19 protein-coding genes, 1 tRNA gene and 1 pseudogene are annotated in these 15,034 nt (G+C 61.6%); 15 read left to right on the forward strand and 6 right to left on the reverse strand.

All coding sequences use genetic code 11. The annotated features are described in order from the left end of the window. From CCR82_RS00675 to CCR82_RS00735, 14 genes and pseudogenes are all read left to right on the forward strand, one after another. Nucleotides 1-1,038: a hypothetical protein gene (locus CCR82_RS00675; RefSeq protein ID WP_201243280.1), complete on the forward strand. Its 1,038-nt coding sequence runs from the start codon at nucleotides 1-3 to the stop codon at nucleotides 1,036-1,038. Nucleotides 1,039-1,182: 144 nt separating this feature from the next. Continuing rightward, complete coding sequence (locus CCR82_RS00680) at nucleotides 1,183-1,482, forward strand: type II toxin-antitoxin system HigB family toxin (protein ID WP_201243281.1); 300 nt, start codon at nucleotides 1,183-1,185, stop codon at nucleotides 1,480-1,482. Continuing rightward, nucleotides 1,482-1,907 carry a helix-turn-helix domain-containing protein gene (locus CCR82_RS00685; protein WP_201243282.1) on the forward strand — a complete coding sequence of 142 codons (426 nt, stop codon included), beginning with the start codon at nucleotides 1,482-1,484 and terminating at the stop codon, nucleotides 1,905-1,907. Before CCR82_RS00680 ends, CCR82_RS00685 begins: the two co-directional genes overlap by 1 nt. Before the next feature lie 307 nt (nucleotides 1,908-2,214). After that, nucleotides 2,215-2,385 carry a hypothetical protein gene (locus CCR82_RS00690; protein WP_207190885.1) on the forward strand — a complete coding sequence of 57 codons (171 nt, stop codon included), beginning with the start codon at nucleotides 2,215-2,217 and terminating at the stop codon, nucleotides 2,383-2,385. Between the two features lie 99 nt (nucleotides 2,386-2,484). Next, nucleotides 2,485-2,688 (forward strand): hypothetical protein, encoded by a 204-nt coding sequence (locus CCR82_RS00695; protein WP_201243283.1) that lies wholly within the window; start codon nucleotides 2,485-2,487, stop codon nucleotides 2,686-2,688. A gap of 30 nt (nucleotides 2,689-2,718) precedes the next feature. Further along, nucleotides 2,719-3,051 (forward strand): glycosyltransferase, encoded by a 333-nt coding sequence (locus CCR82_RS00700; RefSeq protein WP_201243284.1) that lies wholly within the window; start codon nucleotides 2,719-2,721, stop codon nucleotides 3,049-3,051. 9 nt (nucleotides 3,052-3,060) lie between these two features. Next, on the forward strand, nucleotides 3,061-4,245 hold the full coding sequence (locus CCR82_RS00705; RefSeq protein WP_201243285.1) for a glycosyltransferase: 1,185 nt from the start codon (nucleotides 3,061-3,063) through the stop codon (nucleotides 4,243-4,245). A gap of 5 nt (nucleotides 4,246-4,250) precedes the next feature. Beyond that, on the forward strand, nucleotides 4,251-5,612 hold the full coding sequence (locus CCR82_RS00710; RefSeq protein WP_242513145.1) for a capsular polysaccharide export protein, LipB/KpsS family: 1,362 nt from the start codon (nucleotides 4,251-4,253) through the stop codon (nucleotides 5,610-5,612). A gap of 37 nt (nucleotides 5,613-5,649) precedes the next feature. Then, a partial coding sequence (locus CCR82_RS18335) for an ISAs1 family transposase (RefSeq protein WP_242513146.1) occupies nucleotides 5,650-6,091 on the forward strand: 442 nt, incomplete at its 3' end. A gap of 1 nt (nucleotide 6,092) precedes the next feature. Continuing rightward, nucleotides 6,093-6,687: pseudogene (locus CCR82_RS18340) on the forward strand (ISAs1 family transposase); the annotation flags it as partial. Nucleotides 6,688-6,911: 224 nt separating this feature from the next. Next, nucleotides 6,912-7,280, forward strand: a complete 369-nt coding sequence (locus tag CCR82_RS00720; RefSeq protein WP_201243287.1) for a hypothetical protein — start codon at nucleotides 6,912-6,914, stop codon at nucleotides 7,278-7,280. A 1-nt stretch (nucleotide 7,281) separates the two neighbouring features. Next, entirely contained in the window at nucleotides 7,282-7,917 is a 636-nt protein-coding gene (locus CCR82_RS00725; RefSeq protein ID WP_201243288.1) for a hypothetical protein, read from the forward strand. Nucleotides 7,918-8,236: 319 nt separating this feature from the next. Next, nucleotides 8,237-8,698 (forward strand): hypothetical protein, encoded by a 462-nt coding sequence (locus CCR82_RS00730; RefSeq protein WP_201243289.1) that lies wholly within the window; start codon nucleotides 8,237-8,239, stop codon nucleotides 8,696-8,698. Between the two features lie 5 nt (nucleotides 8,699-8,703). Beyond that, nucleotides 8,704-8,994: a hypothetical protein gene (locus CCR82_RS00735; RefSeq protein ID WP_201243290.1), complete on the forward strand. Its 291-nt coding sequence runs from the start codon at nucleotides 8,704-8,706 to the stop codon at nucleotides 8,992-8,994. 825 nt (nucleotides 8,995-9,819) lie between these two features. On the opposite strand, the gene CCR82_RS00740 is transcribed toward CCR82_RS00735, so the two are convergent. From CCR82_RS00740 to CCR82_RS00765, 6 genes are all read right to left on the reverse strand, one after another. Beyond that, nucleotides 9,820-9,895 (reverse strand) — tRNA-Thr (locus CCR82_RS00740). Between the two features lie 89 nt (nucleotides 9,896-9,984). After that, nucleotides 9,985-10,749: a type III pantothenate kinase gene (locus tag CCR82_RS00745; protein WP_201243291.1), complete on the reverse strand. Its 765-nt coding sequence runs from the start codon at nucleotides 10,747-10,749 to the stop codon at nucleotides 9,985-9,987. Between the two features lie 14 nt (nucleotides 10,750-10,763). Next, complete coding sequence (locus CCR82_RS00750) at nucleotides 10,764-11,633, reverse strand: serine hydrolase (RefSeq protein ID WP_201243292.1); 870 nt, start codon at nucleotides 11,631-11,633, stop codon at nucleotides 10,764-10,766. A 159-nt stretch (nucleotides 11,634-11,792) separates the two neighbouring features. Beyond that, on the reverse strand, nucleotides 11,793-13,436 hold the full coding sequence (groL, locus tag CCR82_RS00755; protein ID WP_201243293.1) for a chaperonin GroEL: 1,644 nt from the start codon (nucleotides 13,434-13,436) through the stop codon (nucleotides 11,793-11,795). A 68-nt stretch (nucleotides 13,437-13,504) separates the two neighbouring features. Then, nucleotides 13,505-13,795 (reverse strand): co-chaperone GroES, encoded by a 291-nt coding sequence (groES, locus tag CCR82_RS00760; protein ID WP_201243294.1) that lies wholly within the window; start codon nucleotides 13,793-13,795, stop codon nucleotides 13,505-13,507. 226 nt (nucleotides 13,796-14,021) lie between these two features. Then, complete coding sequence (locus CCR82_RS00765; protein WP_242513148.1) at nucleotides 14,022-14,450, reverse strand: FxsA family protein; 429 nt, start codon at nucleotides 14,448-14,450, stop codon at nucleotides 14,022-14,024. A gap of 196 nt (nucleotides 14,451-14,646) precedes the next feature. Here CCR82_RS00765 and cutA point away from each other — a divergent pair, with 196 nt between their 5' ends. Beyond that, nucleotides 14,647-14,994, forward strand: a complete 348-nt coding sequence (gene cutA, locus CCR82_RS00770) for a divalent-cation tolerance protein CutA (RefSeq protein ID WP_201243295.1) — start codon at nucleotides 14,647-14,649, stop codon at nucleotides 14,992-14,994. The last annotated feature ends 40 nt before the right edge of the window (nucleotides 14,995-15,034 follow it).

The following is a 15,034-nucleotide window of genomic DNA, read 5'->3' on the forward strand; positions in this document are numbered from 1 at the left end:
ATGAAAACAGTATGGATCCATGCGGGCATGCCGAAATGCGGCTCATCCGCTTTGCAGGTGTTCCTCGCTAGTCATCGACAGCCGCTGTTGTCGGCGGGCATCGACTATCTCCCCATCAGCGATCTCAGCCGCGCCCAAAAAGTTCAGATCACCTCCGGCAATGCCGGCCTCTTGTCCCGCTCGCTGCTCGATCCCGCCGATGCCGCCGCCGTCTCCGATGACGGCGCCGCCTATCAAGCCTTGCTTGCGGCCGTGCGTGCATCCAAGGCCCCCTGCGGCCTCATCTCATCGGAATTCTTCGCCTACGTCGGCCGCGAGGCCTATCAGCGTTTGATCGACGACTTGGGCGCCCAAGGCTGCGAGGCCAAGCTGATCTACTACGTGCGCCGCCAGGATCAGGTGCTGATCTCAGGCTACATGCAGGCGGTGAAACGCCATCATTACACCGGCTATCCGGAAGACTTCGTGCGCGACATCGATCAGCACAACGCGGCGCTGCTCCGCTATGACGATCGAGCGCGCTGGTTCGAGGCGGTCTTTGGCGCAGGCCATCTGGTCGTTAGGGTGTACGAGGCAACCCAACGGCATCCGCAAGGCATCGCTGGCGATTTTCTCGACCAGCTCATCGGCCAGTGCCCGCACTGGGTGAAGCCCCAGCCGGCGGTCAACACCAGCCCCTCGCCAGCCGAACTCAAACTGATGCTGGCGGCCAATCGCTACCGGCCCAGAATGCGCTTTTCAGACATCCTGGCCGCCAATCGCCTGTGCGCTGAGCAATCCCCGCTCTACACGTCACACCAGATCCTGCCACCCGCGCTCAGCAAACAGCTCATCGCGGACTTCGCCGAGCACAATCAGCGGCTCGCAGCGCACTACACCCAAGGCGAGCAGTTTCCGCCTTACCAGGCATTACCCTATATCGACCTCAAGACCCTCGCCGTCGACACCGACGAGCTCATGGCCATCCTCGCCGGGTTCTTGGTCGACTTCGATCAGCGTCTCGCCAGCCTTGAACAGTCCGCCACCAAGCGCGCTTAACGGGATTAACGGACTTAACGGAACACGACCTTGGGGCGATAAATGGGGACATACCACGGTTTCGTGAATCCCCTACACTCCGCGCATGCCCGCCGACAGCCCGAACTTTTCCTCGATATACCGTCTTGGTATATACTGCCTTTTATGCATGTGATCGCGAAGCCGATTCTGGTCGAGTTCTGGATAAAGCACCCAGACGCCAAGCATCCGCTGGAAGCTTGGTATCGCACCATGAAGACAGAGATCTTTCACAACTTCAATCACCTGCGCGCGACTTTCGCAAGCGCCGACTACGTAGGTGGGCTGACGGTGTTCAACATCGGGGGCAATAAGTACCGGTTGATCACCGCGATCCACTACAACCGGCACAAGGTCTACATCCGCGGGGTACTCACCCATGAAGAATACGACCGCGATGGCTGGAAGCGAAACAGGAGAAACTGATGGCCCTGACCCATAAGACGGTGCCCGAACCGCAAGCCATTCTTCGAGCCTGGATGCCGTTCAAGGAAGTGGTCGGCGTGACCTCGGTTCACTCCGAGGAAGACTACACCCAGGCGCGCGCGACCATCGAGGTGTTACTGGATGAGATCGGTGACAACGAGCATCACCCCCTGACCGACGTGCTCGACTATCTGGCCGACCAAGTTGCAGCCTATGAAGAGCTGTACTACCCCATCCAGGAGTCCGAGCCGAAAGAGGTGCTACGCTTCCTGATGGACCAGCATGGGTTGAAGCAGGAAGATCTTGCCGACTGCGCCCCGCAGAGTCGCATATCGGACATCTTGAGTGGCCGGCGCGGCATCAGCAAAGAGATCGCTAAAAAGCTGGCTAAGCGGTTCAATGTGAGTGCTGCCGTGTTCTTGTGATTGCAGTTCCGGCGGCAGGCAAAGGCAACCACGAAAGCCCGAAAGCCGCGCGCCCCCCATGGGGTGGATCTGGTGTTGCATGCCAGCCGACAACCAAATCGCCGAGACCGCGTCGCCGAAGCGCGACGACGACAGCCCTTGGAAAGAGGCCCTCGAGCGCTCCTAGGTATTGAGCACCAACGCGGCATCGACGGCAGCCTCGGCCGTTTGTATACTGCCGCATGCCGCTCCCCCCCCCCCTTCAACACGGAGGTCAGATCGTGCTGTCAGCCTTTGACAGAAAGCGAATTTTGCTACTCAGGGGCCCATGGGCCCCTTCTTCTCGCGTCTGCGGCGTGATCTGCAGTCGGCCGGCGCCGAGGTCTTCAAGATCACTCTCTGCGCTGGAGACCGCCTCTATTATCCACTGAACGCGGTGGATTATCGCGGCACGCTCGACGACTGGCCCGCCTTGTGCGCCGCCAGGATCAGGTGCTGATCTCAGGCTACATGCAAGCGGTGAAGCGCCATCATTACACCGGCTATCCAGAAGACTTCGTGCGCGACATCGATCAGCACAACGCGGCGCTGCTCCGCAATGACGATGGCCGCCAATCGCTACCGGCCCAGAATGCGCTTTTCAGACATGCTGGCCGCCAATCGCCAGCGTGCAGGGCAATCCCCGCTTTACGCCTCACACCAAATCCTGCCACCCGCGCTCAGCAAACAGCTCATCGACGACTTCGCCGAGCACAATCAGCGGCTCGCCAGCCTTGAACAGTCCGCCCCCAAGCGCGCTTAACGGGATTAACGGACTTAACGGAACACGACCTTGGGGCGCATCCTGATCATCGCCAAAGGCTCGCTCGGCGACATCATCCCCATGTACGCCGTCGCGCAAGCACTGCAGCAACGCGGTCATGCGGTGTTGCTGGCGACCCAGCAACGGCACCTTGAGTCCGCCCGCAGCCTTGGGCTGAAGGCGATCCCGCTGGATCAGCCCCGAAGCGATGTCGCGCGCGTACCAGCAGCGCGCGTCCGCTCTTGGATCTCCAATGACGCCTTCGGTGGAACCGAGCACGCCTTCCGGCTCGAGCTAGTGCAACGCTGCCAAAGATTCGATACCACCAGAAAGTGCCAAGCTCCAATATCGACAATGGTGTGAGTGGTCAGCATGTATCGGGACTTCAGCAGCGTTGCACTAGAGACCCTGCTGCAAGAGACACCACCGCCAGATCTCGTTCTCGGCAACCAGCTCGCGCTCTCTGGCCCCCTAGTCGCGGGCCATCATCAGTGCCCCTGGGTCTATTGCGCCATCTCGCCACTGGGGCTCGCCTCCCGCGCCAACCCCTGCCTGTTCCCGCTGCTGCACGGCCTTCAGCAAGCCTGCGCGCGCCATCCGGCGATCGAGGCCCTCAGCCTCAGCCTGGTGCGCGGCTACAGCGCCCTGCACAGCCGCAGCGTCCGCCGCGAACAAGCGCGCTTGGGGCTCAAGCAGCTCGGCCATCCCCGCTTCGAGGGGCTGTACTCACACGATCTCAACCTGCTCCTCAGCTCGCCCGTCTTGCTCGGCCCGGCTGGCGCCATGACCCATTCGGCAGCTGCCCCGGCTGGCGCCTTAGTCGACCCGGATTCCGTATTCCTTGATCCTGGATCTGCCATTCCCGATCAGGCTGCAGCCATGGCCGACCCTGCCGCCGCCCTGCGAGATCCATCTGCCGCCTTTCCCGCGCCGACCCAGATCACCGGATTCACCTGGCTAGAGCCTGATTTCCTTGGCACAGCGCGCAGCCTACAGCGCGCGCTCGACTTCATCCAAGCCGGCAGCCCACCCATCCTCTACACCCTGGGTGGCAACGCACGCAGCCATCCCGGGCGCTTCTTTCAAGACAGCCTGCGCGCCAGCCGCGCGCTCGGCAAACGCAGCCTGATCGTCGCCTCCACGCCGTTTCACGCCGACTTACCACGCGCGGATGATCTCCACGTCACCGCCTATCTGCCATACTCGCAACTGTTCCCGCGGGTTGAGGCCGTGGTGCATTCCGGCGGCATCGGCACCATCGGCTGGTCGCTCAGGCATGCGCGTCCGTCCTTGCTGGTCCCCAGCGCGGACGACCAATTCGACAACGCCCAACGCGCCCAAGCGCGCGGTCTCGCCCATGTGCTACCCAGGCGCCAGTATGACGCCGAGCGGGTCGCCCGCAGCCTGCAAGCGCTACTCGGTGATGACCAACTGCGCGCACGCCTAGAACAGGTCGCGCGGCTGCTCGGCGCGGAGCAAGGCGCGGGCGCTGCCTGCGACCCGCTTGAAGGGCTGCTGCAGACTTCATCGCAAAGCCAACTAACCCAACCAGAATAAACCCCATGCCACAGCGTATCGGCATCTTCTCCCGCGGCATCCAGCGTATCCCAACGCTCGAATCTCTCCTCGACGCCGAGATCATCCCCCATACCTGGCGCGGCTTCCGCCAACCGCTCGATGCCATCGCCGGCTGGGGCGCCAAGCCCAACACCGCCCGCGCGCGTGACTATGCCGCCCGCCACCGCCTGCCCTATCTGGCGCTAGAAGACGGCTTCATCCGCTCCCACGGCACCGGCGATCGCTTCCCACCGCTGGCGCTGGTGGTGGACGACGAGGGCATCTACTACGACAGCACCCGCCCCTCCGCGCTGGAAACCCTGCTCGCCTCGAACACCGATGTGCTGGCCGACGACATCGGCGAGCAGGCGGCCCGCGCCCAAGCCCTGCTGCTCCAGCATCGGCTCAGCAAATACAACCAAGCACAGACCGACTTCGCGCCAGAGACGGCCGCCCCACGCATCCTCATCGTCGACCAAACCTTTGGCGACATGAGCGTCCAGCTCGGCGGCGCCACGGCCGACAGCTTCGCCGCCATGGTCGCCGCAGCCCGCGCTGAGCATCCGCACGCCACCCTCTACATCAAGACCCACCCCGAGGTCCGCTCCGGGCGCAAGCGCGGCTACCTCAGCCAGCTGCAAGAGGACGCCCGCACCCGGCTCCTGCGCGAGCCCTACAACCCGCACGCCCTGATCGCCGCCATGGATCAGGTCTATGTGGTCTCCTCCACGCTCGGCTTCGAGGCGCTGCTGGCCGGCAAACCCGTCACCGTCTTCGGCCAACCCTGGTACGCCGGCTGGGGCGCGACCGACGACCGCCAGCCGGCGTTTCCCCGTCGCAGCCGTCAGCGCAGTGTGCTGGAGCTCTTCGCCGCCGCCTATCTGCACTACAGCCGCTATCTCAACCCCTTCAGCCACCAGCGCGGCAGCCTGTTCGAGGTCATCGACTGGCTGCTGCTGCAGCGCGAGGGCGTCGCCCGCTTGCCAAAGCGCGTCATTGCCGTGGGCATGCGCCGCTGGAAGGCCGCGCATCTCAAGCCGATCCTGGCCATGGCGCCGGAAGCGGTGTGTTTCGTGCGCGACCCGCGCGCGCTGGCCAAACAGGCGTTCCAGCCGGGCGATGGCCTGGTCCACTGGGGGCGCGATGCCCCCGCTGGCCTGAACGAACGGTCCAGCCTGGCGAGTCCAGCCAATGCAGCCAATGCGGCCTGCCTGACCGACCCGGCCAACTTGATCGACTCAATCGACTCAGCCAGCCCAGCCGAGCGGACTGACGCGACCGAGCCCCAGCCGGTGCCTGTCTACCAGGGCAATCGCATCAACATATTAGCGGATACTGTTAGACAAGGCATTCCACTTCCCCGATGATCCCGGCCTTTGTTTTGATGGTGGGAGGATGTCATCCATGGATGACCTGAGTGTCGAACGATCGATTGCAAGTCATTTTGCTGCCTTGGAAGATCCGCGTTGTGAGATCCAGCGCCGGCATCTTCTCAGCGAGATGATGGTCATCGCCATCGCGGCGGCCCTGAGCGGTGCCGACGGTTGGGTGGGGGTGGCGACGTTCGCCAAGGCGAAGGAGAGCTGGCTGCGCACGTTTCTGACGCTGCCTCATGGTATCCCGTCACATGATTGCTTCGGGCGCGTGTTTGCGCTGATCGACCCTGAGCAGTTCGCCGCGTGCTTTCGCCAGTGGAGCGCCTCGGTGGCGGCGTTGATTCCCGATGAGATCGTGGCCGTGGATGGCAAGTGCTTGCGCCGCTCGCACGACCGCGGCAAGGGGGTGGCGGCGTTGCATCTGGTCAGCGCGTGGGCAACGGCGAACCGCGTGGTGCTCGGCCAGGTCGNGTCGCTCAAGGGCAACCAGGAAACCCTGGCCGCCGAGGTCGAGGAGGCGTTCATCGACGCCGATGCCAGGGACTATGAAGATGTCGACTCGGCGTTCCTGGAGACCGTCGAGCGCGGACATGGTCGTTTCGAGACGCGTCGCTACCGCACCCTGGGTGATCTCTCCGGGGTGCCCCGCAGCAAGTTGTGGGAGGGGATGAACATGATCGGCCTGGTCGACACGCGCCGCGAGGTCGACGGCCAGGTCGCGATCGAAACCCGGTATTTCATCGGCAGCATCGGCACCAGCGCGACCCGGTTTGCCCACGCCGTGCGCGGCCACTGGGGCGTTGAAAACGGCTTGCATTGGACTCTCGACATCGCCTTTCGCGAGGATGAGTGCCGTGTGCGCCAGCCGGTGGCGCGTGAGAACCTCGCCGTGCTGCGTCACCTCGCGCTCTCACGACTGAAGAATGATGACACCAAGGTGGGGCTGCAGAACAAACGCTTGAAGGCCGCTTGCAACGAGGATTACCTGGAAAAACTGCTCTTTGAGTGGCCCGAGAACAAGGAGAAAACAGGAGTATCAAGCAATCCTAATATTAGCAAAGCTTGATGCGATTGCCCTGGCATGGACGGGATGTAACCCCAATCCGGGTAATTTCCCCTAAGGAAGCGTTCTAGGGCGATTTACCGGAATTGGGTCAAATCCTGTCCAACCTGTCCACTTTTCCGAGCCACCACCCCCTGTGCAGCCGAAAAATCCACCATTTGGACAGGATGGACGGGATTTTCTGAGACCCGATTCTGTTACAAACCATCAATCACGGAGTTGCAATCATGCAAACATGGGCCGACCAACTTCACGACAAGCTCTTAGAGACTCAGCAGCAAGCACAGCAAGCCCGCGAAGCCGAGCAGGACCGCAAGCGCCAGACGTACAGCATCCGCTGTGTCCCGATGGCTGAGAGGCTGCAGAACCTGATCGATGCGATGCCGGACGACGAGCGGGCTAGGCCGAGACACATGGAGTTCTTCCGCCAGTTGCTCAGGTCCAAGTACGTCATCCGAGGACGCGGCAACCGCGCCAGCGTCTCAGAGATTGGCCCAGCGCTAAAGCAACTCGGATGGACCCGGCAACGCGAATGGCTCGGGGCCGAGCAGACCTATCGAACCTGGTGGATTCCACCAGAAGCACAGGAGAATTGAGATGATTGCAGCGGAAGAAATCTCAGCCTATCCCCCTGTGCTCTCACCTGAGCAACGCGAGCAATACAAGCGGCGGATTCAGACCAAGCTGAATTGGAAAGACCCGGCAATTCAGAGCATCAGTGATCAGCGATTCGAGAAGGTATGGGCTGAAGACCAAGAGCTACATCGAATGTGGCCGCGCCAACCCCGAGAGGCCGTGATCCGGCAACGCACGACCGAGGTGGATGTATCGCTTGACCCGCACGCATTGTGGTTGTGCGGACACCATATTGAGCAGGCACGCGACGTGCTGCGATACATGGATAACACCGTCAACGCGCCGATGGACCGACGTAGCCGGGAGTTCTACGGCAACGGGCAGCACAGGGTGAAGGTCATGCGCTCGCTTCCCGATCAGTTGCGATCGCGGCTCGCTCCGGTTTTTTCGCAGGCTGATCTGTGGGACTCCGGGGGGCTGTTTGAAGCTCGCTTCAACGAGTGGGTTGCTGACTACGAGGCCACCCTGCCCGAGCGAAGCCGACAAAACCGCTTCCCGGAGGCGTTCGAGGCTTATCAGACACACAGAGGGTGCCTGGTCGGGCTGCTCGACGAGATGCTGGCGCTGTTCACTCAGCCTCAAGTTGAGGACGGGTGAGGAGGCCCAAGCCGTTGATTTCTTCGGAAGCCTCAATTTGAGTTTTCGCCGAAACTGGCAAAAACGGCGGGCACGGAGGCTCGCGCTCCTAGGATTTTCGGAAGAAGCCGAAAAACCCCTGTGCTATTAGCCCAGACTAACCAAAAATCGGCCCTCAGCCTGCCATCCCTGAGCGCGCCATATTGCACTCCGGTGCATGGGGGCGGTGCCGGGGTCCTGTAGCCCCCCGGGGGGTGGGATGGCCCATGGTCAGGTTAGCGTCTCGCCTATGGTGAGCCGAGCAAACGCTCGGTGCTCCAACAACTTAGGAGACTCGACAATGACCATAGGCACCATCTCTCACGGCACCCTGCGCACTCAAGACCTGATCCCGACCTTTCTCGACGCGGTGCGTGATCTTGCACCCTGTGCAGCACCCTTCGGACCGATCCCGAGCTATGCACAGGAAGACGACTCCGCAGACTGGTGGGATTCAGAGGATGCAGGATGCTTGCTCGAAGAACTGACCGACATCCTGAGCGATCACGCGCCAGCGTTCTGCTACTTTGGCCCACACGAAGGCGACGGCTCCGACTTCGGATTCTGGATCGACCCAGACCTAATCGACGAAGCGGAGGCAGAGGATGAGCTGCTACGTGTCGCTGATCTCGACGACGTACCGGAAAACTGGACCGGCTTTCACGAAGGCGACGGCTTCAGCGGCTACGTGCTCCACGTCAACGATCACGGCAACGCGACCTTGTATGACGGTGAAGGCTTCGAGCTGTGGGGGGCAGTCTGATGGGTATGCAGCGATTCCTAGCCAGTGAGCCGTTCACCTTCGCCAATGGGGCTATCGGTTGGCGCCCTGGTGGACCGATGGATTGCATCGGACCGTTTGCCAAGGTCGAGCACTGCCCAATCGAAGGGACCGAGCTGAAGCGGACCGCCTATGCGACGGGCTACGCTGATACGTGCTTCTCGATCCCGGCTTGCACCAAGGTCCGGGGCAAGTACATCGGGGGATTCCTGACCGTTGACTCTGATGGAGCCGTGACCTTCAGACCCTACAAGCGGTTCGTCGAGCGGCTGACATGACAACATGCTGACATGACAGCACAGGGTCAGGGATGGCCCATGGATCAACAATCGCGAAGCCCGCCCCGTGCGCTTTTGTGCGTTGAGGGGGAAGGGCCAAGGGAAGCCTCTCAGATGGTCCCGGAGGTTCAGCGGCACCGTGCCAAGCCTGATGATGCACAGATGACCCCGCAGCATGAGGCTATGGGCTTCGTCTTAGAATCGGCTCGGGATCGCATCATCCAGCTTGAGCGCGAGCTGCTACAGCTTCGTCAGTAAGCCGCTACAGCCGTCAGGGGGTCAGAGCCGAGCAGACCCCTTGCCAAGCCCACCCCGTGCGCTTTGTGCGTTTGGTGGGGCGGAAGCCGGGATTCCGGCGATCTCGGGGCATGCCGGGACGATAGGCAGCGTCTATGGGTACGATCCGTGCATGCTTTTCGCTAAGCCGTTGTCTTTCTGACCCCGCCAATTTCCATGCCCGATAGGCAGAGCCTATCAATCTAGGCGGTCCCGGCGCGGTTGATCGCAGCGAGCGCCAGCAGGGGCGCGGGGGTCTGATCCGTTCGGGCCGCTCGCTGAATCGGGGCATGGTCCAAACCTAGACCACCAATGGTGGATCAGATTCGAGCCGGTAAAAAATTACCGCCGACGGCGACAATTCCCTCAGGCTGAGGAAATCCCAACCACCAATGGTGGATCGGATTCGAGCCGTCAGTTGCTCAGATTCGAGCCGGGATCGCTTCCCGGTAGCGACCCCTGACCGACGGCAACTAGGGACACAGTAGGGACAAAATCGAGTCGGGACGAAACAGGGACAAGGCAACTGGCTGCAAGCCCCTGATTTTATGGAGCTGGCGGACGGATTCGAACCGACGACCTGCTGATTACAAATCAGCTGCTCTGCCAACTGAGCTACGCCAGCGATGCGTATGAGAATATCCAGAACCCGAGAGTGTAAGCTAGGTTAGGGCGCGACTCAATGCATGGAGACTGGCAGGCTGGAATCTCAACTCAGCCAAAACGCGCGAGGCCATGCAAAACCAGATCAGGTTGCAGCTGAACCGGAGCCTGAAACAACGGGGCGAGGCGCTCAGCGTCGCCACCGGTAAGGATGACCCTAGGTGCACGGCCGGTTTCATGTTTAAACGTCTCGCGCAGACGCTCGCCAAGTGCGGCCGGCGCATGCAGGCTGGCAGCCGTGATCGCAGGGCCGGTGTCTTGGCCCCAGCGCTCCGTCCGGTCTTGAGTGTGATGGGGCGACAGACGGGTCCCTTGGAGCAGACTGTCGCGCAGCATGGTGATGCCGGGCAGGATCTGACCGCCGCGATGGGTGCCATCGGCGAGCAATCCGTCGAAAGTGATCGCCGTGCCAGCATCGATAATCAGCATCCCGCGTTCAGGCTCGGGCGCACGCCCTGACTCAACTGGTTCCGGTTCAAGCCAGTAGGCGCCAATCAAGGCCAAAAAACGGTCCACGCCCAAGCGTCTGGGATCGGCGTAAGCGACCCGCACCGCATGCGCTTGCGCTACGGGCTCGATCCGTTGCAGCGGGCATTGCCAGTACGCTTCCACGGTGGCACGCACGGCTTCCAGCACCGACTCGGGGCCGACGCTGGCGACCAGCACGCGTTCAATCCGCGCAAGTGTTTCCCAGTTGGCAAGCACATCGATGGGCAGTGCGCCGAAGTGACGCGCGGCGGTCATCGGCCCAAGTGCTGTGCCCTCGAGCAACGCCCACTTGAGGCTGGTATTGCCGATCTCGATGAGGAGTTTCACGGCTGCAACCCGGTTCAATCCTTGTGTGCGCTCTGATGCGCGCTCAGGCTTTTCGTCTTCAGCTCGCCGGCTTCCTGAAGCCAACGCCGCAGCCGGTTGGCATCGCCCATCGGCGTTAGTTTGCCCTGGGCATTGAGAAAGATGGCGTAGACACGCCGGTTCTCGATCACGGCCTGCATCACTAAACAGCGGCCGGCCTCGTTGAGATAACCGGTCTTCGAGAGTTCGACCGTCCAGCGCTCATCGCGGGTGAGTGGATTGGTGTTGCGATACCGCAGGGGTGGGCGAGTGGCATGGGGGCGGAGGCTGGTCTCGCCGGTGGCGGTGATTTCGCGAATCAGTGGATAACGCGCCGCGGCGTTGAGTAAGCGCACCAGATCCTCGGCGGTGGACTGGTTGTCGCTGTCAAGCCCGCTGGCGTCGGCAAAGGTGGTTTGATGCATCCCGAGCGCCCTCGCCTTCTCGTTCATGGCCGAGATGAAGGCTGGCGTGCCGCCGGCGAAGGTTGTGCGCCCTAGGGCCGCCGCCGCACGGTTATCGGACGACATTAAGGCGGTGTGCAACAGCTCAAGGCGTGACAGGGTGGCCTCGTCGATGAGCAGCCGCGAGCGGCTCCAACGCAGCCGGTCGCGATCGGCCTCGGTGATGGTGATGCGGTCCTCGAGTGGCACCTCGGCGTCGATCACAACCATGGCTGTCATCAGTTTGGTGATCGAGGCAATCGGTCGAACCTCGGTGGCATTGCGCTCGAACAGTCGATTGCCTTCATGATCGATGATCAAGGCTACGCCCGAGTGGATCTCTGGCCCTGCCGCCTGTCCTCCTTGCGCACATAGTAATAGCACAACGAACATGATAAACCGAGAGAGACAACGAGAAGGCATCTGCGACAGTCCCGCGAAAATTGATTGGAGGCAAGAGCGGAGCGCTTAAGAGTACGGCAGATTGCACAGATGCAAAAGGCCCCGCCGAAGCGGGGCCTTCTATTGGCAACAGAGGCTGCGTTAGCCCAGAGGACAGCGGCAGCCGCGGTAGCGTTGGGCTTACATCATGCCGCCCATGCCGCCCATGCCGCCCATGTCGCCACCCGCCGGCATGGCTGGCTCGTCCTTCGGCTCCTCGGCCACCATGGCCTCCGTGGTGATCATTAGTGCCGCGATCGAGGCTGCATTCTGCAGCGCGGTGCGGGTGACCTTGGTCGGGTCGAGGATACCCATGGAGACCAAATCGCCGTACTCGCCGGTCGTGGCGTTGTAGCCGTAGTTGCCTTCACCTTCGGCCACTTTGTTCAGTACGACGGATGCTTCGTCACCAGCATTCATGACAATCTGGCGCAGCGGCTCTTCCATCGCACGCAGCGCGATATTGATGCCGGTCTCCTGATCGTGGTTGCTGCCAGCCAAGCCACGGATCTTGGTCAGGGTGCGCACCAAGGCAACACCACCACCAGCGACAATGCCCTCTTCAACCGCAGCGCGGGTGGCGTGCAGGGCGTCTTCGACGCGCGCCTTTTTCTCCTTCATCTCGATCTCGGTCGCGGCACCGACCTTGATCACGGCAACACCACCGGCCAGCTTGGCCAGGCGTTCTTGCAGCTTCTCGCGGTCATAGTCGGAGGAGGTCTCCTCGACCTGAGCACGGATCTGATCACAGCGGCTCTTGATCTCGGAATCGGAGCCAGCACCGTCGATAACGGTGGTCTCATCCTTGCTGATCTGAACGCGCTTGGCCGAACCGAGTTCGTTGAGGGTGGCCTTCTCGAGCGACAGACCGACTTCCTCGGAGATCACGGTACCGCCGGTGAGAATGGCAATGTCCTGCAACATGGCCTTACGACGATCGCCGAAGCCAGGCGCCTTAACGGCGCAGACCTTAATGATGCCGCGGATGGAGTTGACGACCAGCGTGGCCAAGGCCTCGCCCTCGATGTCCTCGGCGACGATCATCAGCGGACGACCGGCCTTGGCGACAGCCTCGAGCACCGGTAGCAGATCACGAATATTCGAGATCTTCTTGTCGTGCAGCAGGATGAAAGGCTCTTCCAGCTCGGCGGTCTGGCTCTGCTGGTTGTTGACGAAGTACGGCGACAGGTAGCCGCGGTCGAACTGCATGCCCTCGACGACATCGAGCTCGTTGTGCAGCGACTTGCCTTCCTCGACCGTGATGACACCTTCCTTGCCGACCTTCTCCATGGCCTCGGCGATGATCTCGCCGATCGACTCATCGGAGTTAGCCGAGATGGTGCCGACCTGAGCGATCTCCTTGTTGTTCGAGCACGGCTTAGACAGGTTCTTCAGCTCGGCAATCGCCGCCTCGACGCCCTTGTCGATCCCGCGCTTCAGGTCCATTGGATTCATGCCCGCGGCGACCGCCTTCATGCCCTCGCGCACCATGGCTTGAGCCAAGACAGTGGCGGTGGTGGTGCCGTCACCGGCGAGGTCGCTGGTTTGGGAGGCGACTTCCTTGAGCATCTGCGCGCCCATGTTTTCGAACTTGTCGTTCAGCTCGATTTCCTTAGCGACGCTGACACCGTCTTTGGTGACGGTCGGGGCGCCGAAGGACTTCTCCAGCACCACGTTGCGGCCTTTAGGGCCAAGGGTGACCTTAACGGCATTGGCCAGGATGTTGACACCCTCGACCATATGGGTGCGGGCATCGAGGCCGAACTTGACTTCTTTTGCGCTCATCGCGATATATCCTCGGTCAAATCTTTTAAATGCGAATGGATCTTAATAAGAGACGGCAGGCGCGAAGCTTAGCTTTCGATGACGCCCATGACGTCTTCTTCGCGCATGACGAGGAAGTCCTCGCCATCGAGCTTGACCTCGGTGCCGGAATACTTACCGAAGAGCACCTTGTCGCCGACCTTGACGTCAAGGGCGCGGGTGTCGCCGTTATCCATGATCTTGCCGTTACCAACGGCGATGACCTCACCCTGGATTGGCTTCTCGGTGGCCGAGTCCGGGATCACGATGCCGCCAGCGGAGGTGCGCTCCTCTTCCATGCGACGGACCACGATGCGGTCATGCAAGGGACGAATCTTCATTTGCGGTAGCCCTCAGGGTCGTTCAATGTGGTGTTTAGGTGAAAGACCGGGACGGACGTTGCCCGACGCCGGTGTCGAACTGTCGGTGCCGTGCACAACCAACCATTGCGATCGGGTGTTAGCACTCATATCGAGCGAGTGCTAATAATAAGCGGCAGCCGCGCTGTGTCAAGGGGTAGTTGCACTTTCGTGCATGCCGCAACGGCCAATCAGTGTGGAAGCGACCTCAGTCGTCGCGTCGCCAGTCGCCTTCGATGGTTCGACGCCGCGCCTCCTGCTGGCGCAGGATCATCTCACTCTCGACCGGCACGGTCCGGACATAACGGCGAATCAGTGCTTGCCGCAGAGCGGGCACCAGCAAGGCGAAACCGACCGTATCGGTGATGAACCCCGGCAGCATCAACGCGAAGCCGCAGAGTAGGAGCACGGCCCCATCCAAGAGTTCGAGTGCCGGCGTCTCACCGCGATCCATGGTCGAGCGCACGCGCATGAGCACCGCCAGGCCCTGCATACGCACTAGATAGCCGCCGATCACCGCGGTCAGGATCGACAGCAGGATCGTGGGAAGCGCACCGATGACCGAGCCGACCTGGATCAGGAAGTACAACTCGATCAGCGGCGCCATGACAAAGAGAAGAAGAAAAAGCCACATCATTCTGGTCTCACTAGTTGGGCGTTGGTTTGTCGTCGAGCCGACGCCATTTCCCGCAGTTTTGTGCGGATTTCTCCGATTCAAACCACCGCAGCTCCGGCGCTCGGTTTCCGTTAGGCTATGTATCCCGTGCGCGCCAGGCGCGCATCGGCTCAGGTCATTCCCCTTTTCTCAGATTCAGCTTCACCGATTCAGCGCCATGGGAACTCGCCCCGACCCCGAACCGGTCTATCTCAGCTACTGTACGTGTCCCGATGCCAAAACGGCGCAGTCGCTAGCAAAGACGCTCGTCGCCGAGCATCTCGCCGCCTGCGTCAATGTGCTGCCAGGACTGGTCTCGGTCTATCGCTGGCAGGCGCGGATCGAGACCGACGCCGAGGTGCTGTTGCTCATCAAAACCACCAAGGCTCGCGTCGCTGCCCTTGCGGCACGGATCGAGACACTCCACCCCTATGACGTCCCCGAGGTGATCAGCCACCCGATCACTGCCGGCAACACGCACTATCTGGATTGGGTCCGCCAATGTACCGCGAACAACCACCTCTGACAGGCCTGGGGCGCCATCGGCGCCACTCTTTTCTGAACCA

It is taken from the genome of Halochromatium salexigens (assembly GCF_016653295.1).
Taxonomy (GTDB): Bacteria; Pseudomonadota; Gammaproteobacteria; order Chromatiales; family Chromatiaceae; genus Lamprobacter; species Lamprobacter salexigens.